The sequence below is a fragment of the Paenibacillus sp. D2_2 genome, assembly GCF_031199965.1.
In the GTDB taxonomy this organism is placed as follows: Bacteria; Bacillota; Bacilli; order Paenibacillales; family Paenibacillaceae; genus Fontibacillus.
The window spans coordinates 2,528,452-2,553,213 of the sequence record NZ_CP133605.1 but is presented as its reverse complement, the minus strand read 5'-3'; the positions used below and the strand labels follow the sequence as shown (position 1 = coordinate 2,553,213).

Sequence of the window (24,762 nt, the reverse complement as noted above, 5' to 3'; positions counted from 1 at the left end):
GATGAGACTCCCCTCTATTTCTACACCTTCAATGCCAGATCATCTACATATTGCTTGGCTTCCAATAACGACATGCCATACAATTCTCTTGATTTCTTAATAGCTTCAACCTTCTTGCCCGCATGTATCAGACGAATGACTTCATCCTGCCCGGAGTACGACGTTGGTCCCTCAGTTTGAACTGTGGGAACCGTTTCGGTTCTTGGGAACTGCATCGCTTTGATCCGTGCCTCTAAGGCAGATACTTTGTTATACACACTCAGACATACGATCAAGGTAATAAGCGAGATTGAGATTGCTAAATATTCCATAAGCTATATCCTCCTTGTTACATACGTAAGTCCATTATAGCTTATCTAGTCCTCTTCCTTAATTCCAGACAAAAATCATTAATCTAAATTGTTTCCATATGTAAACTTTTTGTTGTTAGGGAAACATTTGTGATTTATAATGGGCCTATAACTAAATATTGATCAAAGCGAGGTGCAATATCCATGGACATATCTAGATCCTTTATCGAAGGCCTGATATTATCTGTCGGATTCTTAATCATCTTGATTCTGTCTCTAGCTGTCAATCCCCGTATATGGCTCAAGGATTATCCTAAAGATATACAACGGATGACAACAAGTCAGACACCTCATGAGAAGAAACAGATGCATAAGCTAGGAATCCCCTTAGGACTGCTTGTTATCATTCCCCTTGTATTTTCATTGGTGCTGGATTCACAGCAAATTACGTTTTGGCAGGCCTTTATTCATTTTTATGTACTTTTTACAATCGTCAGCTTGGCTGATCTAATTATTCTAGACTGGCTTATTTTCTGTCTGATCACCCCAAAATTCATTGTCATCCCGGGAACCGAAGGCGCTAAGGGTTACAAGAACTATCTGTTTCACTTTATTGGCTTTTTGAAAGGCTGCGTTATTCTTGCTGTTCTTAGTTTCCTTCTTTCCTCCATTCGCATAGCCGCGACCTGGCTGTAGTCTTCTCAAAGCTCGACCTGCTGCATACCATTATCGCAAGCAAAACACCCTTAATAATGCATCGGAACCTCTTGGGTTAACCAATGATTACAAGGGTGTTTGCGGTTCTATGAGGATGAGGAGCTAGGATCAAGTAAGTCTTCGATTGCACCAAATAATTGATCCTCGAAATGCAGGTCAAACACCCTGCCGGTGAATTGCTGCTCGACCTGTTCATAGGACAAGGTGCTAAGACTGTCAGAATGGACTTTTATCCTTTTGATCATCCCATTCTCTATATAAAGCAACGCTTGAATTATAGCTTGTGGGACTCTTCTCTCCAGCATCACATCGTATTTCGGGCTCTCGCCAAAAATCCACTTGGAATCTGCATATTTACTCAACTGAGCCGGAATGTAATTTTCACTGTTATACTTGAGCGGCTCCTGCACATCTTTATAGATTTCTCCAAAGCTCGCGACCAGTAAATCAATCAATTGATTCACTGTACAGGAAGGAAAAAGCTGCTGTAGATTAACGACCCTGCTCTTTACGGATGTGATTCCCTTAGCTTGCATCTTTAGCTTGGAGGGCCTGAGCACCTGACTCAATTGACTCAAATCCACATCCACCATCAGCGTCCCGTGATGAAATTCGTGGCCGTTCTCTCCGTAAAAGGCATGTCCGGAAAATTTCTGCCCTTGGATGGTCAGATCATTTCTACCGGAGAACTCAACAGTAACCCCTAACGCTTCTACCGCTTGCTTAATCACATGCAGCTGCTGTTCGAGATTCTTGTTATGCTCCTGATAAATGAAAGTAAAGTTCAGATTGCCCAAATCATGGTACACGGCGCCTCCGCCCGAGATCCGTCTGGCCAGCCGAACTCCATTAGCCGCCAGTTGCGGTACATCGCATTCAAGGTACGGATTCTGATTTCTGCCGATCACAACTGTCTTCTCATTTTGCCATAAATACAAGATGACCTCATCCGAGTTAACGCCTCGCAGCAACTCTTCCTCCAGCGCCAGATTATAGTACGGGTTATGCTCTTCGGACAGGATAATCCTATTCATCGTAATGCAAAGCCCCAATACTCAGGCCCAATACAGCCTCATGGATCACTTCACCCGTCGTCGGATGGGCAAAAATGGTGTGCGCGATCTCATCCTCACTTATCCCCGAACCGATCATGACTGTCATTGTACTAATCAGCGCCGAAGCTTCAGGCCCAATGATCGAAGCACCGATCAGCTTGCCGCTGTCCAGATCCTTAACTAACTTGATGAAGCCTCTTCCTTCTCGCATCGTTAATGCTTTGCCATTGGCCTGGAACGGGAACTTGCTAACTTGAATGTTCCTACCCATAAGTCTGGCCTGATCTTCATTCAGACCTACTGCTGCGATTTCCGGCGATGTAAAGATCACATTTGGCACCATCCCGTAATCAACATGGGGATTAGAACCGAGTATATGATCCACAGCCGCTATCCCTTCATGGGAAGCGACATGGGCCAGTTGAATCCGGTTCGTGACATCGCCAATAGCATAAATATGATCAACCGAAGTCTGTAAGTGCATATTGACGGCAATACCTTTTCCATTGTCGTTCAGCTTGACTCCTGTCTTTTCGAGCTCCAGCCCGTCCAGATTCGGCGTTCTGCCAATCGCAACTAGAACCTTCTCGCTTGTCATGAATTTCTCGGCGCCTTCCTGTTCAAAGATAACCACTGCTTTCCCAGACTGGTCCTTCTCGATTCTGGTTACCTTGGAACTCGTAAATACACCGATTCTCTTCTCAGCAGCAATATGAGCAATTTCTTCTGAGACGTCTTTATCTACCATCGTTAACAGCCTGTCACAGAATTCTATGACATTGACCTGTATTCCAAAGTTGGAATAAAGAAAAGCAAACTCCATACCGATGACGCCACCGCCGATAATCGTAACCGAGCTGATGTTTTTTCTAAGAGCAAGAGCTGAGGTGCTGTTCATGACAAAATCTTGATCAATTCCCGGCAGATTAATATCCGCGATTTGAGAACCGGTGGCAATGATGGTATGTTTGGCTTCAATCGTGAATTCATCTTTTCCACTCTTGACGAGCACCTGGTTGTCATTTAGGAATGAAGCGTTGCCTTTAATGACGCGGACGTTATTTTTGCCAAGCAGATATTCGATGCCTGATATCAGGGTCCCCTTGATCTCATCCTTCTTATCAATTACCTTGGCCATATCCAGCTCGATTTCCTTAACTGAAAGACCAAAATTATCGGCATGCATCATTTGATGGAAGACCTCAGAGGATTTTATCAAAGCTTTGGTCGGAATACATCCGACATTCAGGCAGGTTCCCCCATGGAATCCTTCTCCACAAGGACAGTTTGAATGCCCTTTTTAGCTGCGTATAGGGCAGCGACATAGCCCCCGGTCCTGCGCCAATAATTAGCAGCTCAGTTCGAACATCCTCCTTCTTCCCACGCAGAAGCCCACTGAAGTAGTCCAACTTCGGTTTATTTTCTGCCGTCTCTTTGGCTAACCCTTCGGTTGTCACTTCAAATAAGCTTTGACCGAGTTCAATTTCCTGGTCTTCCTCGACCAATACTTTGTCAATTTTGCCTTTATATTTAGATACTACAGGTGAATTCCCTTTCTTGCTCTCCATCTGAAGTAAAGGTTGACCTATCTCAATCTGATCACCTTCAGTAACATTCAGCTTCCCAATTTTCGCCCTGTTGGCGTGTCCTGTGATCTGTTCCAGCTTGATAATCATGAGGTTCCCTCCGATTTTCTTTAGTGCTTGGGCTTATCTGAAAAAAGCAACCTCCCGAACCATTCAGAAGGTTGCCGTATAGAAATTTATAGGTTTATTTAAAGTCCTTCTCGAACTCATCAATTGAATCCTTAAGCAGGGTAACCGAGTAAGCCATGCTTGGTCCGCCGCCAAAGGCAACAGCGACCATAGCCGCCTCAATAATCTGTTCGCGGGTTGCTCCTGCTTCGAGCGCCTTATAGACGTGGAACACAATGCAGTATTCACAGCGGTTATAGGCGGCGATCCCTACACTAATCAGTTCTTTCGTCTTCGTATCAATAGCACCATCGGCATAGTTCGTTCCCAGCAAGTTCATAAAAGCATTAACGCTCTCCCCATTTGTTCCGGACAGTTCCTGTAAGCCACCAGTAAAGTCATTCAGCATTTGTCTAACATCTTTCTTCATTTCTGTCAGCTCCTTATTTTTGTGAAATAATTCACTTATGATTTATTATTAGTTTACACTGCATTAATTGCATTGTAAAGTATTTTGTCGAAAATAAGATTTTCTGTTTTGAAACATTTTTCCATGGTTTTCTTACAAAAATGCAATATAATAAGTAAATATTTATATTAATACTGGGGAACTTCTATGACAACACCGCAAAAAAGCCCAGAGTTGTCGAAAAAAGACGACCGTTTTTCTTCAACAGGGTTTATCATGGCTGCTATTGGCAGCTCAGTAGGTCTCGGAAACATGTGGAAATTTCCGTACATTACTGGCGAGAATGGAGGAGCAGCCTTCTTCCTGCTCTTTATTATCTGTCTGATCGTGATAGGCCTTCCTGTTCTATTAGCAGAACTAGCCATTGGCCGTGCAGGTAGAGGCAGTGCCGCTACTTCCTTCGTCAAAGCCGGTGGCCCCAAAGTATTCGGAAAGCTTGGGCTTCTACAGGTTATCGCTCCTTTTCTGATCTTGACCTTCTATATCATTGTTGCTGGTTGGACGCTGAACTACGCAGTCCAATCCTTTAGCGGCCATTTGTATAGCAATCCTGATTATGAAGGGCAGTTCTCTTCCTTTATTGGCGGATATATACCGATCGTCTGGCAAGCTGTTGCCATATTGATTACTGCATTTGTCGTAATCAAAGGGATTTCCGGTGGGATTGAGAAATTTAACAAAATACTAATACCCGGTCTAATCATTCTGTTGATCGGTTTAATGATCCGCGCTGTAACTCTACCGGGAGCAGGTGAGGGTGTTGCATTTTTCCTAAAACCCGACTTTACCAAGCTGAGCGCAGAATCTGCATTGGTCGCACTGGGACATGCCTTCTTCTCCCTATCGCTTGGGATGGGGATACTGTTAACGTATGGCGCATATGTGGACAAGCGTCAATCGCTAGGATCAGCTACGCTAGCGATCGGGGCTGGTGATTTGATCTATGCCTTTGTTGCCGGGTTGATCATTTTCCCGACTACCGCTTCCTTCGGAATTGCTCCTGACTCGGGACCGAGCCTCGTGTTTATGGCGTTGCCTGCAGCTTTCTCGGCAATGCCGTTCGGCGCATTCTTCGGAGGTCTGTTCTTCATCCTGCTAGCAATCGCGGCTCTTACATCGTCGGTTTCTTTGCTGGAAGTCCCTGTATCCTTTACGATGGACCGCTGGGGCTGGAGCCGTAAGAAGTCCGTAATTATCATTAGTGTTCTTGTTATGCTCATTGGGCTTCCATCCGCACTATCCTTTGGGATTGCACCATCCCTATCAAATATAGGCGGCAAGAACTTCTTTGACTGGCTTGATTTCTTAACCTCGAATATCATGCTGCCCGTAGGAGGGCTTATTACTACCCTATTTGCCAGGTTACTTCTGGAAAGGTGCTGCAGAAGCAGCAGGATTGAAATCCGTCTGGTTCAAGATATGGCTGTTCATGCTTCGTTACATTGCGCCAATTCTTGTTCTTCTGGTTCTTCTGCATACAACAGGGATCATTAAAATCGAATAGTACAATAAAAAGGCAATCTCGCGGCGCCATAGACGGCACGCTAGCGAGATTGCCTTAATTATTACATATCATTGTTCTTTGGTAACATTCGCAACCATTTTATCCAGCACGTTCTTGAAAATCTCTAAATCCTCCGTAGGAATCCCATCAGTTGCATCATCATGGAAGATCTGCCCTAATGGCAGTAGCTCAGTTCTTAATTGTGATCCCTTGGACGTCAAGTTTACTCTAATGATTCTGCGATCCGACGTATCTCTCTCCCTCACACATAGGTCATCCTTTTCCATCCGTTCCAACAATCTGGCGATGGAGGATTCGTTAGCGTTCATCTTTTGGGCCAGATCTTTCTGTGAGATATTCTTCTCTTCACCGATGAAGAACAACGCAATCCATTTAACCCTGGTGATATTGCTTTCCCGCAATCGCTCATTAAAAGCGTCGACAATTTTCTTGGAAGCTGTATTTGTAATAAATCCTATACAATCTGTTAGATTAAACACAATAAACTCCCTTTCTTAGACATTCAGATAGATCATATTATAGACTTAGCAAATGATACATTCATCATATCATCCTTCTAAAATGCCCAGTTGCCGTTCCTAAAGATCGCTTCTTTACGTCCATCCTGTGTAATACCGTCAATGGAAAGCTCAGCAGCGCCGATCATAAAGTCGACATGAATCAAGCTTTTGTTCACTCCATGCTTCTCCAATGCCTGTTCATCCATCTCCGTTCCATTCTGGATAGTAACCGGATATGCTTGACCTAGCGCCAGATGACAAGAAGCGTTCTCATCAAACAAAGTGTTGTAAAAAATCACGTTCGAGTTAGAAATCGGAGAGTCATGCGGAACCAACGCAACCTCTCCAAGATATCTTGCCCCTTCATCAGTATCCAGTAGCTTCTGCAGTGCTTCAGCACCTTGCTCGGCACTAAAATCAACGACCTTTCCATCTTTAAACGTCAGAGAAAATCCATCGATAATAACACCGTTATTGTTCAAAGGCTTCGTGCTGCGAACTGTCCCATTTACTCCATACTTGCTTGGAAGTGTATAGACTTCCTCTGTAGGAATATTAGGATTGACCAAAATTCCTTTTCTATTTTTCTTCGCACCGCCAAGCCAAATATGTCCCACGGGTAGATCAATAGTTAACGATGTGCCAGGAGCTTCATACTGCAATTGCTTGTAAGCCTTATTATTCAGAAAGGTTTCCATTTCGTTAAGCTTAGCATTATGTAATCTCCAAGCTTCAACCGGATCTTCCTGATCAATGCGAGTAGCATCGATGATAAGCTGCCATAATTTTTGTACGGCAGATTCCGTACTTTCGTCTGGGAACACCTTGCACGCCCACTCAGGTGTAGCATACGAAATCAATGTCCAGGATGTATGATGCCCCATCAGATAACTACGGTATTTGCTTAGTGCGGTAGCCGCCGCTTTAGCAGCTGTTGCTATTCGTGTTGGATCAACACCATCCAGCAAATCTGGGTCAGGGGAATAGATCTGAATAAAAGCCGCCCCATTTTTCGCATATTCCTCCATCGCTTTCGCACGCCATTCCGGATATTCTGAGAATACTTCTTCGGGTGCATGATGATACTTAATTTTAGTCAGCTCGTCATCGTTATACTCTACATAGACGTTGTGCGCACCAGATTTATAGGCTTGCAGTGTGATTAGCCGAACCAAATCAGCTGCTGTCACGGGCGCCATGACGACCACTGTTTGACCCGGCTGAACATTAACCCCTATTTTAACGGCAAGTTCCGCATAATTATCCAGTTGCTGCTTCGTTGGATACATTTTCATTCCCCATATTGGCAAAGTTATTACTATATTATATCCTTGCCTAGGCGTATCGGGAAATAAATTTACCGTTAATAAATAAAGGGAGGCTGTTTTATTTCACTTTTGAAATTATATCCTCCACATAACTCTTAAAGCCTTCGGCGATTTCTTTTGAACGGGTATGGTGTAAATAATGACTTCCTTCAAGTGGTATCACTTTTCCATACCGAGACTCTTTGGCTTGCTCTTCATGCAGTGATAACCAATCTTTTCTGTTCTCATTATTTGATTGTACAAATAAAATAAGGGGAAGATTTTCCGGAAATTTTAAATTTTGGGCGGCAACGAAATTAGAATAAATATGTTCCATTTCATTCATGCTGCTGGAATTATAGACATTTTTGAGCGTAATAAGGTTCAATTGTTTTTTTGTTTCATCATCAAAAGGGAGTTCAGCATAGGGGTCACCCGATGCTTTCAACATTAATCTAGCTAAACCTGATTTTTTGAGAAACTTGAACGTTCCCGTTGGGAATTCAACATCCATACCGCCCTGTTCTGGAACACTGCTATCGATTCCGGCAAATGCAATTACTTCATCTGGATATTCGTTCACATAGTCCAGCGCATAGATACCTGCAATAGAATGGCCCATGAGAATGTATCGATTAATATTCAGACTCTGCAGGGCTTCATGAATCTCACTTACAATATTCGCTGTGTTTCGTTCTTTTTTGGTATCATCGCTTAATCCATAACCAAAGGGCTCAACCACGACGACTTTGTAGAATGGAGATAACTCTTCGATTAGCGCTTTAAAATCAAGTGCTGGCGCTGCTGTTCCATAACCAGGTAGGAGAACGACTGTCTCTTTCCCCTCCCCTTGAATCCATATATTCATCTTCTTCCCATCTACAGATACTTGTTGACCGTAGGGCTCTATCTTTTTTTGTTCCGCACGACTACTGATCTTATCCACTGTAAAAACAACGACTAGAAATAGTACAACTGCTAGTACGATGGCTCCTGCTATTTTTAGCAAAACACTTCGTACTTTTTGGGCTCTCGTTCTATTCTTTATATTCATTTTCTCTGTTTGTGGCACGATCATCTTCTCCTATCTATCTCTGTTTATTCAGCCTCCTTGGGCTACAAGAAGAAGTGTATCTTACGAAGATGTACTCCTCATGACGACAATATGAACTGAATATGAACAGATATAAATAAAAAAATGCTACGCTAGCATAGCAAGCATTACTTGCCATGTAAGCTGTAGCATAGGAAATGCAGCTTAAACAATCCGATAACCGAATATTTCTAAATTACTCCGGTAGAATATTTATTGGCAAAGTGACCATAATCGTTGTTCCCTGGCCAAGCTCGCTTTCTACTCGGATGTCACCTTGATGTAGAGATACAATTTGCTTCACTATAGCCAATCCCATGCCGCTGCCGCCATGCTTGCGACTGTGGGAACGATCCGCCTTAAAAAATCGCTCAAAGATGCGCTTCTGATCCTCGAGTGAGATGCCCATTCCCGCATCGGAGATTTGGACGGCTACATTTTTGGAATCCTGCAGGACGCTGACAGAAATCACACCGCCTTCCTCCGAGAATTTGATGCTATTGCCAATGATATTGGTCCATACCTGATTTAGAAGATCATAGTCTGCTGTTACAGTCACTGCTTTTAAATGGAGCTCAAAAGAGATATCGCGTGCCGACCACTGCGGTTGGATCGCCACGATCACACGTCTTATCTGTTCGTCAAGCCCATATGAAACCCGATTCAGCTGCTGTGACTGTGATTCAAGCAAACTCAGCTTCAACAAGCCATCGCTCATCTTGGACATCCGCTCCGATTCAGCAATGATAATATCAAGATAACGGCTTCGCTCGACGTCGGAGATGGCTACATGCTTAAGCGCCTTAGCATAACCTGATATCGAAGTGAGTGGCGACTGAACCTCATGCGATACATTCGATACGAAATCTCTGCGCATTTGTTCAAGCTGCTGCAGATCATGCATCATTTCTTCAAAACTGCGAGCCAGAGAGCCAATCTCTCCCTTTTGCTTAATATTCAGCTCGACATTGAAATCCCCGGCTGCTATCTGTCTGGTCGCTATGGTTAGCTTTTTAATCGGTCTTACCAAGAATATAGAGGCAACCAAAATTAGTAGACTGCCTGCAATTAACGAATAGATCACAAAAGAAGATAACCATTTTATATTAAAGGAAGCAGTAGGAGCTATCAGCTGTTCCACAAACATCGCTTTCATACCCATTTCCGTTTTCAACGGCAACCCCAGGAGATTCGGAGAAACAGTACTCGCATTAACTCGCACGATTTCCCCACCCAATACTTTCTTTACTTGATCCATCGTCACAGAGGCAGGGGACTGTCCGTTATGTACTCCATAGGACTGGAACTGCCCCGTTCCATCGTAAATTCGAACATGATAAGCGTTGAGCTGCCTCATACCGCTCACATACAAGTTCGCCTCATCAACAGGAAGAATCTCGTAAATCCGGACGATATCCTGACTGAAATTAGATAAGGTCGTATGCATGGTTTCATTCAATTTCTCTCTATATTCCCAAAATGTAATAACAAACCCGATGACTGTGCCCAAAATAATAGCGGCCAGAAATGTAACTACCACACGAGTATATAGTGATTTGATCATTCGCAAACCTCTAGTTTGTAACCTAGCCCGCGTACAGTTTCAATTCGAAAATCAGATATGGTCGCGAACCGTTCGCGCAGTCGTTTGATATGCACATCGACCGTTCGTTCATCTCCCACATAATCGATTCCCCAGATTTGATCAATCAGCTGTTCTCGCGTATAGACCTGACCAGGTGTTCCAGCCAGCTTATACAGCAATTCGAACTCCTTGAGCGGCAGGGTGAGCGACTCCGTCCCTCTCGTTACCTTATAAGTCAGTCGATCGAGGATGACACTGGCTAACTGGATGGTCTGCGTGGAGCCAATTCGGTATCGCTTTAACAATGCCTTCACTCGAACCGTCAGCTCCAGCGGATCAAATGGCTTCGTCAAATAATCGTCCGTCCCCAGTTCGAATCCCTTTACTTTCTCCCAGGTTTCGCCTCTGGCTGTCAGCATAAGAAGGGGCAGATCGGGATTAGCTCTGCGGAGTTCCTTGCACAAGGTCCAACCATCCATGATTGGCATCATAATATCAAGCACGACAAGATCCACCTGTGTCGAGGCATAGATGTTCAGCGCTTCTTGGCCATCTACAGCCTCGACAGTTGTGAATCCATCGGTGCGTAAAAATAAACTAACAAGCTCGCGAATATTCGCATCGTCATCAGCAACCAGTATAGTAGGCATCCTTACCCTCTCTCTCTGTTCATCCCATATAGTAGAGGTTGTTCAAAAAGTCCACTTTTGATAAGAAAACCGATCGAAGTCATTCAAGGAGGAGCGACCGCGATGCAGAGGTAGGTTTTCTTGCGATATAGAGTTTCATCAGCCATGCTGATAACGAATAAACTCTATATCTAACACGAAGTCAATCAAGAAGTTATTCGGCATCGAATTTTGAATTCAGCCGGGTCCTCCGGTGCTCACGTACAAACTACGTACGCTCCGCTCCTTTCGACCCTAGCTTTATCCAACCTTCTCGGTGCTGAAAACCGCCTTTTGAACACGCACTAATAGTAATTATTATACTATAAAAGATTTACACTGGCTGCTGGCTCGACATCCTCTAATTAATCATTGACGCAGCTGATCTCCCAGAAATTTCACGATCCCGTCCTCGGCATCTTGAGAATATTCCCAGACCATTGCGCCGCCGAGGTCATGCTGATGTATATACTTCACCTTTTCAACTAGCGCTTCCGTGTCTTCATAGGTGATGAACGTTTCTCCATTGTAGAGATAAGCCGCTTTGGCTTGATCATCAAAGTAACGCTTGTAACCATTTTTGTTCATATATGATTTCTGAATCACCTTATAAGTAAAATCCAACTGCTCAATATCAACTGCTTGTCCGGGAGCAAATGCGCCGTCATTCCAACTGTTCTTAACATTCTTCCATGCATAGGAGTAAGCAGGAATACCGAGCAACAGCTTCTTGCTGTCTATATCATGATCAAGATACATCGTTATGATCTGATCGACGCTCATCTGCGACTTGTTCCCGCGGTCCATAAATAGATTGGCATTAAAGCCAGTCTGATCCGACCATTGGCCGATCAAGTCATAGCTCATTACATTGATGTAATCGACATATTTAGCAACCTTCTGAACCTCAACGTTCTGAAAATACCAATCCTGCGTGCCTGCGGCGAAAGTCAATAGATATCCCTTGTTCTTGAAAGGCAACCGGTACATCTTCTCTTTTAATTCTTTCATCAGGCTGGTGAAGTTCTGCGTGTCCTCAGGCCGTGATTTCTGTGTATTCCAAGCATGAAATGCTGGATACTCCCAATCGATATCCACGCCGTCCAGTTTCAGCTCTCGGATCATCTCAACAATACTCTCCGTAAATAAATAACGGTTTTCATCCATTGTAGCGTCAGAGAAGCCATCCACTCCATATCCGCCTATAGCAAGCACGAATCGTGTCGTAGGGTTGTTCTCCTTCATTTTTTGAATATTACGTTTAATCTGCTCGTTCGTTGCCTCGTCTTCATGAAAATAGAGCCTCGTCCCCGCTATCTTCGCAAAGGCAATATAAGCAATATCGACATTTTTATCGGACAAACGGACGTTGTCTGCATCTCTCCAGGCTTCCACGTACACCGCCACCACTTTATGATCCTCGGCGCTTGAGATTTGATAGAAATAGAGGCCCATACCCGCCAGTAATACAATTACGAACACTTTTGTATATAAACTGATCTTCATGGAATCACCCTCTTCCGCCGAACAGAATATAGGTTGTGGCCTTATTCAAATTCAAAACCTTGACAGTGACATAACTGATCATAAGGATTAGGAAAATATTCGCTAGAAGGCCCAGAATTGCCTCTAATAATGAAGCCTCAAACGCCGTTCTGCCCGATACCATCATCTCGATCAGTAGATGAATCAGATATACGCTGAAGCTGGCTTTGGAGACTGAACCGAGCAATTTTTGTACTTTATGATTCATTTTAGCGCTCAGCGCCTCCTCTTTAGCTTTGAAATAAATAAACATGCCAACAGCCATGAAAAATGTGGTGATGGAATAGTTGCCGTAGAACATTTCGTCAAGCACGCCTCTGTATACGGACACAAAATAAGTCGCAACAGGGGCAATAAAAAATGAGAGGAAGCCTAGATTGAACATCATATTTTTCATTCTCGCAGGCAGATCAAAATGATATAAATAGTAGCCTAATACAAAATAACCGAGATACCCCGTAAAGAACGGAATGTTTAAGAGTGGTATACTGATCCCTGTTCCTGTCAGCCGTTCCACGATATCGTACAGCAAGCGCCCCCCGATACTTACAGCAAACCACAAGCTCAAGTAATATCTCAGATCCTTCTCACTACAGGCTTTGATCCATTTGCTGAGGAGTGGAACCGTTAAATAAATGGCGATGATCGCATAAAGGAACCAAAGATGCACATAATTACGATCTGTCAGCAGACGGTAGCCGAAATCGAGCAGAAATTCGAAGCCATTCATATTGCTTTTCAAAATCACGTATTGGTTATACAACCCGTAGATGAGCGACCAGCTGACCAGCGAGATCAGTAAAGGCATGATCCTCTTCTTGAAAAAAGCCTTATAGGAATGAACCTCTGTCCGCAGGATCATCGCACCGCTTATCATAAAAAATACGGGAACGGCAAACCGCGATATGGAATTGAAAAAATTGCTGATCCACCAGGAAGCCGTGTGAAAATTATTCGATGTGGTCAGTATTTCCGCCGTGTAATGCAGGGCAATAACAGCAATAATTGATAGGATTCTCAAGCAATCTACGTATATGATTCGTTTGCTTACCATAACCGTGTTCATAGGAGTCCTCCTTCTATCCTGAATGCGATCCAGATGCGATATTTTGACTGATGGCTGCGACGCCTTTTCTATCCACGAACCCCCAGCCTTCATCATTATCAAAATATTTTAACGTCCCAATAATATTGATATAGAGCAGCAGATTCCGGTATGTGAGCAATTCCAGTTGACTAAAAATGAACATCCTAATATAGTCTTGAATCTTATAGCTGCTGCCATATTTTCTGCAGAGGACAAATGAAATCACAATTTGCAGAGCATTAATTATCACGGTGATCAGCATGAATATAAGTGCGTGGATCAGATTGCCGCGAGCAAAGAGTATCATCTGCACGATATAGACGAACGTCATAAATGCCGAGAAGGTACCGAGCATGAAGCCGTCAATAGCAAAGAACAGATTTACTCCTATACCAAAACGGCTCGACAGCCGCGACCAATAGATCAGAATACAATCGATGAACGCCTTCTGCCAGCGGATACGCTGCTTGTAGAAGTTGGGCAAATTCTCCGGGCATTCCGTGTAACAGACCGCCTCAGGCGCATATACCAGCTTCTTCTTCAGGCGATTGGCCTTTAAATACTCGTGAATTTTCAATGTAATATCAATATCTTCGCCGACAGTGCTGCGGAATCCATTGACCTCTACCAGAACATCCTTGTAAAATGCGCCGAAAGCGCCGGATATCACGACAATGGAGTTAAAGAAGGACTGCGTTAGTTTGCGTACATAGAAGCCATGCGTATAATTGATAATCTGGCTTTTAATTAGCCCAGGGCCTCTGAACTTCTCTACAATAGTCCCGTCCCGCTTCTCCGCCCCTTGTACAATTTTGACGGTGCCGCCGAGGGCAATAATATCGCTGTTATGGAAGTATTGATTGACGTATTTCAAGGCGTTGGTTTCTAGCATGCTGTCGGCATCTAATGTAATGACGATCTCGGATAGAGAGTAATCGATCCCTGCATTCAGAGAATCGGCTTTGCCACCATTTTGCTTGTCGATGACGAGGATATGGGGGAAATAGACTGAACGGTATACGCCTATAATCGGCTTGTAGGCTAACTGATGTGCAGGAGTTCGGCAGTCAGGTTCGAGCTGCAGTAGTTCGTCCAGTCTGGAGAGGGTCTCATCCTTGGACCCATCGTTAATGATGATAATCTCATAGTTGCAATAATTCAGGCCAGCCATCGCATCCAGACAATTTTTAATCGTCAGTTTCTCGTTATAGGCCGGGACGAGCACCGATATTGATTTCTCCACTAGCTCGGGATTAAGCCTTTTTACCTTACTGCAGACAAGGGGAATGATCGTATACAGAGCTTGAAATATGAGAAACACAGCAGCTATTACATACAATAAGAATGACAAGTAGGGCTCCTCCTCTCTTCCTCTTTCTCTTTCTATCTCTAATCCTAAGACTAGCTTAATCTTCCTCCCGCAGTAAAACCGCTTAATAACGCAAGAAAACGAATACATAGACGATTTACATGTCCATACGCCGTTTTGGATTATATTCCCTATATAAGTTAATTTTTATCTTTTTATGTATTATTAGGGATAAATTTGTCTGATTAAGGGGTAAATATCTATCACTTTCTATCACCTTTACAGATCGTTGAGAACGTCAAAAACCCTCGTCAGGCATAATGTCTGACGAAGGATTATTGTACTTCTATATTTGTAATATGGACCCTGGCTGCAAGGAATGCAAGCCTAGGTACCCTTCACCAGCCAGGCAGACAATTACCCGATTCGTCTCCGGCTTAGGGGCATGAACCAGTACGGTATGACGACTGGGTACCTCATGTAGCATATAGCGGACATCGTCTAGACCTTGATGGATTTTATAGCCCATCTGTACCGTCTCGCAGTACGTCTCCTCGGTCTCTCCTCTCAGCAGCCGCCGGGCAAAGGTGCCTTCACTTGCATGACCCGTAATGACGATAGCATGATTAGATGAAAATGATAGACGTTCCGCATACCAGCGGGCACGAGGTGACTCCATCATGCCATCGGTCGTGAAGATGATGAATGGCTCCTCTCCCTCCAATAAATGCAGCCGTTCCTCCTGGCTACCCGGTACATGTACATGTAGTGTTTTCATCGCTCCCTCTATCGAATGAAGGCTACCCGGTCTTAACCATGCCTCCCATTCCGCCATCTGACACAGCCCTTCATAAATCGCCCGCTCCAGCAGAATCGGCTGATTGGGGAATGTACTTAATGCCCACACGAGTAGCTCCTGTCCTCGTCCAAATGCGGGAACTGGCAGCAGCACATGCCCACCTCTCCCTAGCACCTCGAGCATAAATTGCTGGAGTGCATGCAGTTTCTGCTCCTGGGATTCTTCATCCATTCCGTACGCATTGTCCATAATGGATAATGCCGTCGCAGATATAGAAGAATTGGGAACAGTGGGGCTTTCAGAAAGTGGCTTACCTGGAGCATCAGCTGCCAACAGAGCAGATTCCCGACTGAAATCTCCCGAGAAGAACAGCTGCTGCCCCTCCATTTGAAATCGGAACCAGACAGAACCGAGCATATGGCCGCTCCGCCCCCACTGCAATGTCAGTCCATCGTCCAGCTTCAGCCATTGTCCTGCCGAGGCCTCTTCCTCTAGAATGCGAAATCTCAGTGCCGAAATGTCCTCGGGTTCATAGGGCAGCTCTCCATTCCGGCCAGCTACATATTTACCCCAATTTGCAAAATACAACTCCAACTGCGATACCGTTGGCCTAGTCGTCCATATTTCTCCTTCATAACCGTGCTTATATAGAAGTGGTAGAGCCATAGAATGATCCTCATGTGCATGCGACAGAAATACTGCCGTCAGCTCAGGAATCAGATTGACATCAAGCAAGGGATATTGTCCCGTTCCCTCCTTCTTGACGCCACAATCAAGCATAATCCGATGCTGTTCTCCTGTTAGCACATAACAAGAACGGCCATGCTCGCCGGCTCCACCCCATATTTTCAGTTCCATTAGGCCGTGTTCCACTTCTTTCGGGAGCCGAGGACTTCCAGCAGCATAAGTAGAATCGTCGTTATTCCCACAGAGATAACAGCCATCGCCATACCGAGCGATACTTGCCCCTGCTCGAACTGGGCGTAAATATACGTCGCCGAGGTCTGCACGGACGGAGGCAAGATCAGCAAAGAGCCAACAAGCTCGCGCGAAGCAATGGTGAAGGTCATCATCCATCCGGCCAGCATCCCCGGAATGATGAGTGGTAGCAGCACTCTACGGAATATATATCCCGGCCTTCCGCCAAACACCTGACCCGCTTGGAATAGCGAAGGGTCGATTTGGGTGAAGGCGCTCTTGACGTACTGCACCGTATAAGGAACAAATAAAATAACATAGGTGAGGATAACCATACTGTAAGTGTTATACAGCGGGATCGGCATCCATGGAGCATTCCAGAGCAGTATCAATCCTACGACCAGAACAATCCCTGGTACCGTATTTGGCAGAAGGCTAAACAGATCAATCAACTGCTGCAGACGAGATTTGGACCGACCGATCGCGACAGCGAACCAGGTACCCAGCGCCACGGCAATCGTAGAAGCAACCAAAGATAACCATAAACTATTCATCAAAGCCTTCATGCTGGATGAATTCCAGCGCAGTAGCTCTTTGTAGAAATCGAACGTAAAGTTGTTCCAGGCGAGCCCAACTCCTCGCAGCTTCATCGTCGAAGCCGCGATGATGGAGAAATAAGGGATACCCACTGATACGAGCAGAAGCAGAACCGCGTAGATTCCTCCTGCCCACTGCAGCCAGCGGCCACTATTCATCGAGGAATGACGTACTCCTTTTCCCCCAACCAGACCATAAGTATATTTACGGTTCAACAGGGACTGCGCATACCAGACCAACAGACAAGTCGTTAGCAGTACGGATGCCAATGAGGTCGCCTTGCCGAAATCGATTGGCCAGCTAGAGATATACTTATGAATTTCCGAGGTCATCACTTGGTAGCCTATGCGTTTGCCGAACGTAACCGGCGTGCCGAATTCAGCAATCGTCTTCACAAAGACGAGCATGGCTCCCATACCAAATGCCGATAGCAGCAATGGGGCAATCACACGTCGGAAGCGATACAAGAACGGTGCACCCATGACGGCTGCCGCTTCCTCCATATTCCCACCGATCCGCTCCAGCGCTCCACGAAGCAGCAAGTACAGGAAGGGATACAGATGAAGACTCATAATCGCGACCATTCCTCCAAAGGAGAAGAAGGACTGACCTAACCCAGCGAGACCAGGAACAAGCTGCTCCAGATAGCCGTTCTTCTGCATGAACAGAATCCAGCCCATTGAACCGATGTAAGGTGGTGTCATGAATGGAATCAGGAATACGATCTCCAACCAGCGAAGTCGCCCCAGTCTGGTATTGACCATAACCCAGGCGAGGGGCAGCGCAAGCACGGTCGTTCCCAGAATGACGCATACGCCTAGCCAGATCGAGGATAGCAACACCGCCATCATATCGGAATTTGCCAGTGTACGGAACGGAGCTGACCAAGTCAGCTCCCCATCCCGATACACGCTCTGAATGAAAATTTCGGCCAAAGGTACAACAATGAGAAGACCAAGAACTAGAAGCGCAAGCACCATCGACCAGATTTTTAATTGACGCTGTAGTACCGTATTATTCATATTATTTGAACAGCTTCGTGAATTGATCAGTTACTTCCGGACCATGCTCGCCCATCCATGCCCAATCTGTCGTAAGTAGCGGAATTTCGTCTAAGTTAGCGCGGTTCTCGGCCTTAACATCTGTACGTCCTGGAAGAAGTGCTGCATCGGAGACCAGCTTCTGAGCTGAATCAGAGAGTAAATAATCAATAAATGCCTTCGCATTCTCTTCATGCTTTGTAGACTTAAGAATGGCTGCTGGACGAGGGCTGATAACTGTGCCTTCTTGCGGATATACGATATCGATCGGCTCGCCCTTGGCCTTTGCTTTATAAGTCATGTAATCCACCGCACTCACTACAACGCTCTTCGCGCCAGTAATAACCGGATCAAGCGCTTCTTGGTTAGCGCCGGCCATCGCTACGCCATTTGCTTTGTACTGCTCGAACAGAGACCATCCGCTCTCACCTTTGTCGCTAAGATAACCTGTAATGAAGTCCAGTGCAGAACCTGACAGCGACGGGTCGGGAATGTTCACCTGGTCCTTGAACTCTGGCTTTGCCAGATCGCTCCAGGATGTTGGAGGAGTCGTCACCAGCTTCGTATTATAAGCAATGCCAAGTGCAGAAGCGCTGGTGCTGAAATAATGGCCTTCCGAATCAGACCAATCCTTATTCAGCTTATCGGCATTTTGAGCTTCGGGATATGCAAGCGTCAAGCCATCCTTCTTAAGACCTTGAGCTGATGGCAGCGAGGCGAGAATGACGACATCGGCTACCGGATTGGCTTTCTCTGCTTCAAGACGGGCCAGAATTTTACCGGTGGTGCCTTGGAACATCTCCACCTTTACACCCGTCTGCGTCTGGAATTCTTCGATCAGCTTATTCGCAAGTCCTTCCGGGCCTGCTGTATATACCGTAAGAATCTTGTCTGCAGCTTGTGCTGGCTTATTCTCCGCGCTTGCCGAAGCTGCTGTATTCTGGCTAGCATTGTCGCTTCCGCAGCCAGCTAATGCGGCGCCAAGCGCTAACGATAGAACGAGCGCACTACCTTTTTTCCATGCATTACGTGTTAAGTTGAACATGATCATTTCCCCTTTATTCTTTTTATGGAATCTTGATTAGCTTTCATTTATGCGGTGAATACATCTCTGTGGTACATAGATAGTCAGTTCTGTCCCTTCACTTAGTCGCTCTGGATAGTGGGCCAACCATAGCTCGGCTACCTCATCCGTCTTTAATCGGACCTCATAACGATCCCCAACATAACTCACCTGCGATACGACAGTATTGTAGGATTGAACCTCCTGTTCGCTGCCTAGTTCAAAGCGAATATGCTCCGGTCTGAACATCGACTGCCCATCAGCCAACCAGTTCGACTTCCCAATGAACCTGGCTACAAACGAATGCTTAGGCAGATTGTAGATCTCCTCAGGTGCACCTTGCTGTAATACTCGCCCGCCTTGCATGACAATCACTTGATCAGACATGGACATCGCCTCGATCTGATCATGCGTCACATAGAGTGCGGTAAGCCCCATTTCGCGGACCAAATACATCATCTCCAGGCGCATCTCATCTCGCAGTACGGCATCAAGCGCACTCAACGGTTCATCAAACAACACCAGCTTTGGCCGGGTTGCCACTGCTCTAGCGAATGCCACCCGCTGCTGCTGTCCACCCGACAATTGATGAGGATAGCGCTGCTCCATTCCGCTGAGCTTAACTTTGTCTAACGCCTCCATCACCCTATCGTGAATTCCTTCCTTACGCCCGGTCGCCCTGAGCCCAAAGGCTACATTCTCGAAGACAGTCATATGTGGCCAGAGAGCAAAGTCCTGAAACACCATTCCGAAGCCGCGCCGATGAGGTGGCACTTGTCTTGCAGCGCTATACAGAATATCCTCACCAAAGCTGATGCTTCCTGTATCCGGTTGTTCCAGACTGGCGATCAGGCGCAGCAGCGTCGTCTTACCGCAGCCCGATGGTCCGAGTAACGTCGTGAACTTCCCCTGACGGATGCTCAGATCGGTCGGATGTAGCGCGATATTGCCGCCGAAGCTCTTGCCAAGACCGCTTATGTTTAAATCCATCTGATGATTTCCCTTCCTTATTCGCATTGGGTACGTTTTCTTGCTCTTACGTTCCTACATAAGTTAGTCTACCTGTGGGAATCAAAGGGAGTATTAGAGTTATGTAAAATGAAAATTAATTATTTCAATGAACTGCGTTTATATTCATAGATTAAATCTATAAGTAAGTTGAGTTAAAAACTATCCAGATGTAGGCAACCGGGTGAAATGTTCTTTCGATCGCTGTTGCTCACAGATTTCTTTGATTAAATAGAATCCAACAAGGTAGAAATTCGTTCACGAAGGCGAACGCTACGCTTCTCCAGAATCATTTCTCCCTCTTGCCAATACTCTGCATTATTTTTTAATCAACTTATTAAGAATCTCTTTCATATAAGGATGGGAATTGCAGATGATGAACCTTAATTTATTGAAGCTGGAGATTATTGAACTGCTGGAGAAGCACCATAAGATCACCACCGTTGCTGACCTGCTTGGACTCAAGCAGCCTACCGTCACCTTTCATATGAAAAATCTGGAGCGCGACTTCGGGGTGAAATTATTCGATGCCCGTATGGGACGGATCATTCTGACAGACGCCGGCTGATGCCCTGCTTCACTATGCGATGAAAATCAATGCACTAGCTGCGGAAGCACAGCGGGTCGTTAAAGAATTCGATACCCTAGGGCAGGGAACGCTCACGATCGGGGCAAGCTACGTTCCGGCAACATACATCTTACCGAAGCTGATTGATGTATTCAGCAAATCTTATCCGGGGATTCATATCTCCCTATCTGTCAAGACAGCTCCTGCCATCACTCAAATGCTGCATTCTCATCAGATCGATATCGGTATCATCTCTACCGGATCCTTCCATGAAAATCCGTTAAAAGCTTATGCTTTGTGCATGGACGAGCTTGTTCTTGCCTGCTCCCCGAGTCATCCATTCGCCGGAGCTGAGGAGTGGACGCCGGAGCTGATCGCCGCCTCTTCGTTCGTGCTGCATGGCAAGGCCTCCAGTACACGACGAATTACGGATCAATGGCTGGAACAGCATAGAATTAGCCCTTTCTCCAGATTGGAGCTCGATTCTCTGGAGGCGATCAAGCAGGCGGTCATGCTAGGCGAGCACATCTCATTCATATCCAGGATGGCTGTCCAATCCGAGGCTGACCAAGGCCTGCTGCGGATCTGGCCAATCCCCGGTCTTCCCGCCGAACGTCAGGTATACGCCATTACCAATCAGGACCGCTATATGTCTGCCACGAGCGGCCAATTTATCGAGCTTCTTAATGAATGGAGCCGTTCGATCCAATAGTCACTCTTGGTAGACCAATAATAAATCTTGCAATTTTTGACTGTAGATCACCCTTAATTTGATCTGAAATTGACACTTCACCCTTAGAGTAGATATCGAACCATAGATTCCCATATCTCATTCCAAAGGAGCTGAAATGATGAAATTGAAGAAGACAAAGACGGGCAGAACGTTGATCATTGCCGCATTGAGCGCAGTTGTGTTGGCCACTGGATGGCAATCCCAACCTAAGGTAGAGGCCGCAGGCAACGCGGTACCATCCTATGAAGTAAAGTTTCTGCTAAGCAATGACACGGTGTTGAAGCAGGATTTTACGCTCAAGAATGAGGTTAAAGATGCTTTTCAGATTACTGAGCCTGCAGCACGGATGCTCGTGGAATATTTCGATACAACGGATCTGTCGTTGAATGATTCAGGCTGGAATGTACGTTTCCGCAAAAAGAAGATAAGAAGAAGTACGAATTGACGTATAAGAAACGCTATGCCGTGGTGAACGGAGATATCAATGCCGCCTTGAATCAGGCTAACCTGGATGGCTTCAGCGCGGCGGACACGAATTACGATGCTGAGGTGGATTGGGGCTACAGCAAACAGACGCTGAGCTTCTCGAACGATAAAGAAGAATCGACCTCCAAAGGGCTAACTTTGCCTACTGAATCAGAAGCGCTCAATATGCTGGTAAGCAAGATCCCTGGGAAACTTGATAAGACAAATGCTCAAGGCTGGGGAACGGCTAAGCTGCTGCAGGCTTATGCGCATGGCCCGATTCTGGCAAGTAGATACAGCGGTACTTTTGAAGGGCTAGACACAGATATTGAGGTATGGCCGATTGCCTCGGCCAGCGGGAGTGGAACGGACTACATTGTTGAAATTTCCTTCAAGACCGACGACTATCAGACGGCAGCCTCCAAACGCACCAGCCTGATGAATCTGTTGAATAGCAATGGCTGGCTCGTACCTGCCGATTCGCTGAAGACGAATTTGGTGCTGGAACGTTATTAGGAAGTTATATAGAAGAAGCCCGCATTTGACTGTAACAGTCAAATGCGGGCTTCACTTTTCGCTGAGTCTACTCTAATGTTCCTGAACTAAACATAACTTCTAAATTGTAAATTTCTTGACCAATTGCTCTAATTCGGTACTGGATTGACTTAATTCATCTGCAGATTTGGAAACAGTATCGATGGCTTGCAATTGATCCTGTGTCGACGCGCTGACTTCCTCAGCAGCGGCAGCTGATTCCTCTGAAATAGCCGACAGACTCTCAATCGAATGTACTACGTCATCCTTTAATGTCACGGTTTTCTTCATTTCATCAGACATGTTATCAATAGAATGGATTACTTGGTACATTAAATCTTGAATCGTCTTAAAAGCAGTCTCTGTATCTTTAACCGCAGCATTCTGCTCTAGAGTAATTTCCTTCGTCTTGCTCATCGCAGCAGTTGCATTCTCTGCCTCTTCAACAATACCAACGATAGTATCACTAATTTGATCGGCATGTTCAGCTGATTTCTCTGCAAGCTTGCGAATCTCTGAAGCCACAACTGAGAATCCTTTGCCAGCTTCTCCAGCTCTTGCAGCCTCGATAGAGGCATTCAGAGCCAACAGATTCGTCTGCCCGGAAATGCCATTCATCGTAGCTGCAACCTCTCTGATATTCGTTATTTTCTCGACCAAAATACTTAACACTTGCTCGATCGCTTGTATTTCAGTGAAGGATTCATCGGAACGCGTCTGAAGAACGACGAGTTTCTCTCTGCCGTCAACGCTCGCCTCCTGCGTCTTATTGGAATTGAACTGCATTTCATCCATCGTCTCTTGAATTAACTTGAATTGCGAATCCAGGTCAAGAGTGACACGTTGCATATTCTCTATATTGGTCGCACCTTCCATCGAACCCTTGGCGACATCCGTCATTGCATGAGCAATCTCTTCACTTGTCGCTTTCGTCTCCTCAGATACCGCGCTCAGATTTACAGCCGAATCCGATACCTTCTCCGAGGATTCAACAACCTTGGATATGACTTCTCGCATATTTTGAGCCATTTGATTAAAATGACTGGTTAATTGCCCGATCTCGTCCTTGGATCTGGCCTTTCCTTGAACTGTCAAGTCACCTTTGGCCATTAACTGTACTTGGTTCGTTAATTGAGTAACCGGCTTCGTAATGTATCTGGCAGCAAAATAAACGATAATACTAGCCACGATGATGGCGCAGATCGTAATGATCAATTCTATTTGCTCGATACCACTTACGAGACTTAACAGATCCTTCTCTTTATATACAGCACCGATCTTCCAGCCAGTCAGTGCTGAAGTTTTATAATATGTAATCTTCTTCGTGTCATTATCTGTGTACTGGAGCTTCCCTTCATTTTTTTTGTACATTTCTGCGACATATGGCTTGTCCATTTGATTTTTGCCATCTGTATCTGGTAGTACCACCGGATCCCCAACCTGATCTAGGATGAATCCATAGCCATTATATCCAACATTAGTCTCATTGATTTGTTCCGTAATTTGTCCAAGATCTAAATCAAGTGAGATGACGCCTGTCACCTTATCATTCTCTACAATCGCTTTTGAGATCGCAACTTTCATTTTCTTGGTTATAAGATCCATATATGGCTCACTAATCTGCACCTGATCCTTATTGTCGTTGGCCAGCTTGTACCACGGCCTAGTCAGTGGATCATATGTTGACTCGTATACATTATCTTCTGGATCGTACATTTTCTTCTTCGAGTCCGCCATATAAATAGCAGATACTTCTGGATTATTCTTCGTATATGTCTTCATTTGTTTCGTCATGGACGAAGTTAACGAGCCGTTCATCAGAATGCTATCGATCTCATCCTGCTCGCTAAATTGCAAAATGTCCTTGGCAAAATTATCAATACGTAAGTCCGTAATCTGTGTTAACGCTTCTGCTTCAGCAGCCCCAATTGTATCTAATTCTTTCTTGAAGCTGCTGCTCATTATAGCTCCGGTTATCAATTGTGAGGTAACCATAGCTATAATGAGCAATAGAGCAAAAATAAGTATAAGCTTGCTTTGTAACTTTTTAAACATGATGAATCCCCCCTTATGAATGTCAGCGTTACAAAACCACTACTGATTATGTAGATTCGTGTCAGCAATGATACAATAACGTCCCTCAAAGAATATTAGCATAATTTGACTATGTATAGAATGTATTTTATCTAAGAT

The 24,762-nt window shown here is 45.2% G+C and carries 19 protein-coding genes and 3 pseudogenes; 4 read left to right on the top strand and 18 right to left on the bottom strand.

Annotation, left to right across the window (positions count from 1 at the left end; all coding sequences use genetic code 11):
• Window positions 1-20: 20 nt before the first annotated feature.
• A complete protein-coding gene (locus RE628_RS13005; RefSeq protein WP_309159059.1) occupies window positions 21-311 on the bottom strand; it encodes a hypothetical protein in 291 nt (96 codons plus the stop codon).
• A 183-nt stretch (window positions 312-494) separates the two neighbouring features.
• On the opposite strand from RE628_RS13005, the gene RE628_RS13000 reads away from it, so the two are divergent.
• The gene (locus tag RE628_RS13000) at window positions 495-986 is read left to right on the top strand and encodes a nitroreductase (RefSeq protein ID WP_309159058.1); all 492 of its coding nucleotides are present in this window, start codon (window positions 495-497) and stop codon (window positions 984-986) included.
• Window positions 987-1,093: 107 nt separating this feature from the next.
• Here the strand turns inward: RE628_RS13000 and RE628_RS12995 are convergent, their stop codons facing one another.
• The 4 genes from RE628_RS12995 to RE628_RS12980 all read right to left on the bottom strand — a co-directional run bounded on the left by RE628_RS12995 (window position 1,094) and on the right by RE628_RS12980 (window position 4,186).
• Window positions 1,094-2,041 (bottom strand): lipoate--protein ligase, encoded by a 948-nt coding sequence (locus RE628_RS12995; protein WP_309159057.1) that lies wholly within the window; start codon window positions 2,039-2,041, stop codon window positions 1,094-1,096.
• Entirely contained in the window at window positions 2,034-3,281 is a 1,248-nt protein-coding gene (gene lpdA, locus RE628_RS12990) for a dihydrolipoyl dehydrogenase (protein WP_309159056.1), read from the bottom strand. The genes RE628_RS12995 and lpdA overlap by 8 nt, the downstream gene beginning before the upstream one ends.
• Window positions 3,265-3,738, bottom strand: a complete 474-nt coding sequence (locus RE628_RS12985) for an acyl-CoA carboxylase biotin carboxyl carrier protein subunit (RefSeq protein WP_309159055.1) — start codon at window positions 3,736-3,738, stop codon at window positions 3,265-3,267. Before RE628_RS12985 ends, lpdA begins: the two co-directional genes overlap by 17 nt.
• Window positions 3,739-3,832: 94 nt before the next feature.
• Window positions 3,833-4,186, bottom strand: a complete 354-nt coding sequence (locus RE628_RS12980; protein WP_068781337.1) for a carboxymuconolactone decarboxylase family protein — start codon at window positions 4,184-4,186, stop codon at window positions 3,833-3,835.
• 186 nt (window positions 4,187-4,372) lie between these two features.
• On the opposite strand from RE628_RS12980, the pseudogene RE628_RS12975 reads away from it, so the two are divergent.
• Window positions 4,373-5,729, top strand: a pseudogene (locus RE628_RS12975) (sodium-dependent transporter).
• A 68-nt stretch (window positions 5,730-5,797) separates the two neighbouring features.
• Here the strand turns inward: RE628_RS12975 and RE628_RS12970 are convergent.
• From RE628_RS12970 to RE628_RS12915, 12 genes are all read right to left on the bottom strand, one after another.
• Window positions 5,798-6,229 carry a MarR family winged helix-turn-helix transcriptional regulator gene (locus RE628_RS12970; protein WP_309159054.1) on the bottom strand — a complete coding sequence of 144 codons (432 nt, stop codon included), beginning with the start codon at window positions 6,227-6,229 and terminating at the stop codon, window positions 5,798-5,800.
• Window positions 6,230-6,306: 77 nt separating this feature from the next.
• Window positions 6,307-7,545 carry an aminopeptidase gene (locus tag RE628_RS12965; protein WP_375143080.1) on the bottom strand — a complete coding sequence of 413 codons (1,239 nt, stop codon included), beginning with the start codon at window positions 7,543-7,545 and terminating at the stop codon, window positions 6,307-6,309.
• A gap of 91 nt (window positions 7,546-7,636) precedes the next feature.
• Window positions 7,637-8,635 (bottom strand): alpha/beta hydrolase, encoded by a 999-nt coding sequence (locus RE628_RS12960; RefSeq protein ID WP_375143079.1) that lies wholly within the window; start codon window positions 8,633-8,635, stop codon window positions 7,637-7,639.
• A gap of 211 nt (window positions 8,636-8,846) precedes the next feature.
• A complete protein-coding gene (locus RE628_RS12955) occupies window positions 8,847-10,214 on the bottom strand; it encodes a sensor histidine kinase (RefSeq protein ID WP_309159052.1) in 1,368 nt (455 codons plus the stop codon).
• Window positions 10,211-10,885, bottom strand: coding sequence for a response regulator transcription factor (locus RE628_RS12950; RefSeq protein WP_309159051.1), 675 nt, complete (start codon window positions 10,883-10,885; stop codon window positions 10,211-10,213). The genes RE628_RS12955 and RE628_RS12950 overlap by 4 nt, the downstream gene beginning before the upstream one ends.
• Before the next feature lie 387 nt (window positions 10,886-11,272).
• Window positions 11,273-12,409 (bottom strand): glycoside hydrolase family 18 protein, encoded by a 1,137-nt coding sequence (locus tag RE628_RS12945; RefSeq protein WP_309159050.1) that lies wholly within the window; start codon window positions 12,407-12,409, stop codon window positions 11,273-11,275.
• A gap of 4 nt (window positions 12,410-12,413) precedes the next feature.
• Entirely contained in the window at window positions 12,414-13,514 is a 1,101-nt protein-coding gene (locus RE628_RS12940; protein ID WP_309159049.1) for an acyltransferase, read from the bottom strand.
• Window positions 13,515-13,527: 13 nt separating this feature from the next.
• Window positions 13,528-14,886, bottom strand: coding sequence for a glycosyltransferase family 2 protein (locus RE628_RS12935; RefSeq protein WP_309159048.1), 1,359 nt, complete (start codon window positions 14,884-14,886; stop codon window positions 13,528-13,530).
• Window positions 14,887-15,190: 304 nt separating this feature from the next.
• Window positions 15,191-16,501, bottom strand: coding sequence for an MBL fold metallo-hydrolase (locus RE628_RS12930; protein ID WP_309159047.1), 1,311 nt, complete (start codon window positions 16,499-16,501; stop codon window positions 15,191-15,193).
• The gene (locus tag RE628_RS12925) at window positions 16,501-18,180 is read right to left on the bottom strand and encodes an ABC transporter permease (protein WP_309159046.1); all 1,680 of its coding nucleotides are present in this window, start codon (window positions 18,178-18,180) and stop codon (window positions 16,501-16,503) included. The genes RE628_RS12930 and RE628_RS12925 overlap by 1 nt, the downstream gene beginning before the upstream one ends.
• Before the next feature lies 1 nt (window position 18,181).
• On the bottom strand, window positions 18,182-19,243 hold the full coding sequence (locus RE628_RS12920; protein WP_375143078.1) for an ABC transporter substrate-binding protein: 1,062 nt from the start codon (window positions 19,241-19,243) through the stop codon (window positions 18,182-18,184).
• A 36-nt stretch (window positions 19,244-19,279) separates the two neighbouring features.
• On the bottom strand, window positions 19,280-20,251 hold the full coding sequence (locus RE628_RS12915) for an ABC transporter ATP-binding protein (protein WP_309159044.1): 972 nt from the start codon (window positions 20,249-20,251) through the stop codon (window positions 19,280-19,282).
• 394 nt (window positions 20,252-20,645) lie between these two features.
• Between RE628_RS12915 and RE628_RS12910 the strand changes: the two are divergent.
• Together RE628_RS12910 and RE628_RS29635 are read left to right on the top strand one after the other, a co-directional pair.
• A pseudogene (locus tag RE628_RS12910) lies at window positions 20,646-21,549 on the top strand (LysR family transcriptional regulator).
• 139 nt (window positions 21,550-21,688) lie between these two features.
• Window positions 21,689-22,551 (top strand): annotated as a pseudogene (locus RE628_RS29635) (hypothetical protein).
• Window positions 22,552-22,650: 99 nt separating this feature from the next.
• Here the strand turns inward: RE628_RS29635 and RE628_RS12895 are convergent.
• Entirely contained in the window at window positions 22,651-24,624 is a 1,974-nt protein-coding gene (locus tag RE628_RS12895) for a methyl-accepting chemotaxis protein (protein WP_309159041.1), read from the bottom strand.
• Window positions 24,625-24,762: the final 138 nt, after the last annotated feature.

Bases quoted from the DNA above. Each gene is read 5' to 3' on its own strand.
- RE628_RS12925 (WP_309159046.1), bottom strand. From the start codon at position 18,180: ATGAATAATACGGTACTACAGCGTCAATTAAAAATCTGGTCGATGGTG.
- RE628_RS13000 (WP_309159058.1), top strand. From the start codon at position 495: ATGGACATATCTAGATCCTTTATCGAAGGCCTGATATTATCTGTCGGA.
- RE628_RS12915 (WP_309159044.1), bottom strand. From the start codon at position 20,251: ATGGATTTAAACATAAGCGGTCTTGGCAAGAGCTTCGGCGGCAATATC.
- RE628_RS12930 (WP_309159047.1), bottom strand. From the start codon at position 16,501: ATGGAACTGAAAATATGGGGTGGAGCCGGCGAGCATGGCCGTTCTTGT.
- RE628_RS12965 (WP_375143080.1), bottom strand. From the start codon at position 7,545: ATGAAAATGTATCCAACGAAGCAGCAACTGGATAATTATGCGGAACTT.
- RE628_RS13005 (WP_309159059.1), bottom strand. From the start codon at position 311: ATGGAATATTTAGCAATCTCAATCTCGCTTATTACCTTGATCGTATGT.
- RE628_RS12945 (WP_309159050.1), bottom strand. From the start codon at position 12,409: ATGAAGATCAGTTTATATACAAAAGTGTTCGTAATTGTATTACTGGCG.
- RE628_RS12995 (WP_309159057.1), bottom strand. From the start codon at position 2,041: ATGAATAGGATTATCCTGTCCGAAGAGCATAACCCGTACTATAATCTG.
- RE628_RS12895 (WP_309159041.1), bottom strand. From the start codon at position 24,624: ATGTTTAAAAAGTTACAAAGCAAGCTTATACTTATTTTTGCTCTATTG.
- RE628_RS12985 (WP_309159055.1), bottom strand. From the start codon at position 3,738: ATGATTATCAAGCTGGAACAGATCACAGGACACGCCAACAGGGCGAAA.
- RE628_RS12920 (WP_375143078.1), bottom strand. From the start codon at position 19,243: ATGTTCAACTTAACACGTAATGCATGGAAAAAAGGTAGTGCGCTCGTT.
- RE628_RS12960 (WP_375143079.1), bottom strand. From the start codon at position 8,635: ATGATCGTGCCACAAACAGAGAAAATGAATATAAAGAATAGAACGAGA.
- RE628_RS12950 (WP_309159051.1), bottom strand. From the start codon at position 10,885: ATGCCTACTATACTGGTTGCTGATGACGATGCGAATATTCGCGAGCTT.
- RE628_RS12940 (WP_309159049.1), bottom strand. From the start codon at position 13,514: ATGAACACGGTTATGGTAAGCAAACGAATCATATACGTAGATTGCTTG.
- RE628_RS12955 (WP_309159052.1), bottom strand. From the start codon at position 10,214: ATGATCAAATCACTATATACTCGTGTGGTAGTTACATTTCTGGCCGCT.
- RE628_RS12980 (WP_068781337.1), bottom strand. From the start codon at position 4,186: ATGAAGAAAGATGTTAGACAAATGCTGAATGACTTTACTGGTGGCTTA.